Raw genomic sequence first — 1,963 nt, 5'->3', positions numbered from 1 at the left:
TGTCGGTGTGAGGTCTCAGGAGATGCTTGACCGTTTGTGCTCAGGACATGGGTGACACGTTCGGTTGAACGCCCGCCGTCTCCCGTCCCTCGGTGGGGCGGAGGTGCTTCGGTCGGTGGTCGTGGATGTACAGCAGCTGGCCGAGTACCGCTACCGGGCCGTCCGCGAGGTACTCGGCGGGTCTCCGATCGGGGAGGTCGCCGCCCGGTACGGCACCTCGCGTCAGACCCTGCACACCTGGCGGCGGAGGTTCGAGCAGGAGGGCATGCCCGGTCTGCTGGACCGCTCCCGGCGCCCTCGGAACAGCCCCACGCGCCTGTCTGCCGAGGTGGAGGCCGAGATCTGCGAGCTGCGCCGCCGGCATCCGCGGTGGGGTGCCCGCCGGATCACCCACGAACTCGTCGGCCGCGGGCTGGAGTCGGCCCCGTCGCGGGCCACGGTCCACCGGGTGCTGTCCCGCAACGGCCTGGTCCGCGCCCAGGAACAGCAGCATCCGCGCAAGTACCGCCGGTGGCAGCGCGAGGCGCCTATGCACCTGTGGCAGATGGACCTGGTCGGCGGGGTTCCGCTGGCCGACGGACGGGAGTGCAAGATGGTCACCGGCATCGACGACCACTCCCGGTTCGTCCTGATCGCTTCCGTCGTGGCCGTGCCCAGCGCCCGCGCCGTGTGCTCGGCCTTCACCGCCGCGATGCGCCGCTACGGCGTGCCCTTCGAGGTGTTGACGGACAACGGCAAGCAGTTCACCGGCCGGCACCAACGGCCACAGCCGGTGGAGGTGCTCTTCGAGCGCATCTGCCGGGAGAACGGCATCACCCAGCGGCTGACCAAGCCGCGGTCACCCACCACCACGGGCAAGATCGAACGCTTTCACCGCACCCTGCGCGAGGAGTTCCTCGATCACGTCGTGCCGTTCGAGTCGCTGGCCGCGGCCCAGGAAGCGATCGACGGCTGGGTACACGCCTACAACCACCAGCGCCCGCACCAGGCCCTGAACATGGCCACCCCGATCAGCCTCTTCCGGCCCCACACTGCCGTCCGCCTCCGCGGTGATGATGAACATCCTGAACAGACAGCAGCAGAGCCGGAGTTGTCCATCGAGGTCATCGAACGGCCCGCCCTGCCGCCGCAGGGCACCGCGGTCGAGTTCAAGGTGCGGGTGCCGCCCAGTGGCGAGATCACCCTGGTCACGGGCAGGCAGCGGGTGGGCATCCACCAGGCACTGGCCGGCAGGACGCTGACGGTCTGGGCGAACCACCGCAGCGTCCACTTCCTCCTCGATGGGCACCTCGTCACCACGGTCCCGTCCCGGTTGCGGCCGGAGGATCTCGCCTACCTGACCATGCGCTACGGCGCCCGCCCGGCCGGTCCCGAGCCCGCACCCGCCGCCCTGCCCAGGGCCCGCAGCGGCTCGGCCATCCTCGCCGCCGGTGAACCGGTTGAGGTCGACCGCAAGGTCCATCGTGACGGGATCGTCTGCCTGTCCGGCGGCCGCTACCAGGTCGGATTCGCCCTCGCTGGCCGCACGATCACTCTTCGCCTCGACGGACACCTCATGCATGCCATCGCCGACGACGCCCTAATGGGGACGTGGCCCTGCCCGGTTCCAGCCGCCCGTCTGGGGCAGATCGACGGGGCACGGACGGCGACGTCCCCGCTGCCGCCTCCGCCCCTGCCGGCCGGCGCCATCCGGGCCCAGCGCAAGGTGCATGCGAGCGGCCGCTTCATGATCAACGGCCAGTTCATCAAGCTCGGTCCGCGGCATGCGGGAAAGATCGTCACCGTCGTCATCGAGGACACCCACTATCGGATCCTGCACGGCGAGGACGAGCTCGCCGTCCGGCCACGCAAGAACCGCGACCCGATCACCAGGCTCTACGTCAAAGGCATGGGAACCCAGAAGGACCGTCAAGGATCTCCTGACGACAAACCGTCAAGGAAGTCCTGAGACCTCACACCGACA

Annotated in this window: 1 protein-coding gene; it reads left to right on the top strand. The window is 69.5% G+C overall.

The window, feature by feature from the left end; translation table 11 throughout:
* Positions 1-115 precede the first annotated feature (115 nt).
* Positions 116-1,948, top strand: coding sequence for an IS481 family transposase (locus ACIPM1_RS33810; RefSeq protein WP_402441202.1), 1,833 nt, complete (start codon positions 116-118; stop codon positions 1,946-1,948).
* Positions 1,949-1,963 lie beyond the last annotated feature (15 nt).

The organism is Streptomyces sp. NPDC086766 (assembly GCF_044746005.1).
Lineage (GTDB): Bacteria > Actinomycetota > Actinomycetes > Streptomycetales > Streptomycetaceae > Streptomyces.
This window is presented reverse-complemented; position numbering and strand designations above follow the sequence as displayed.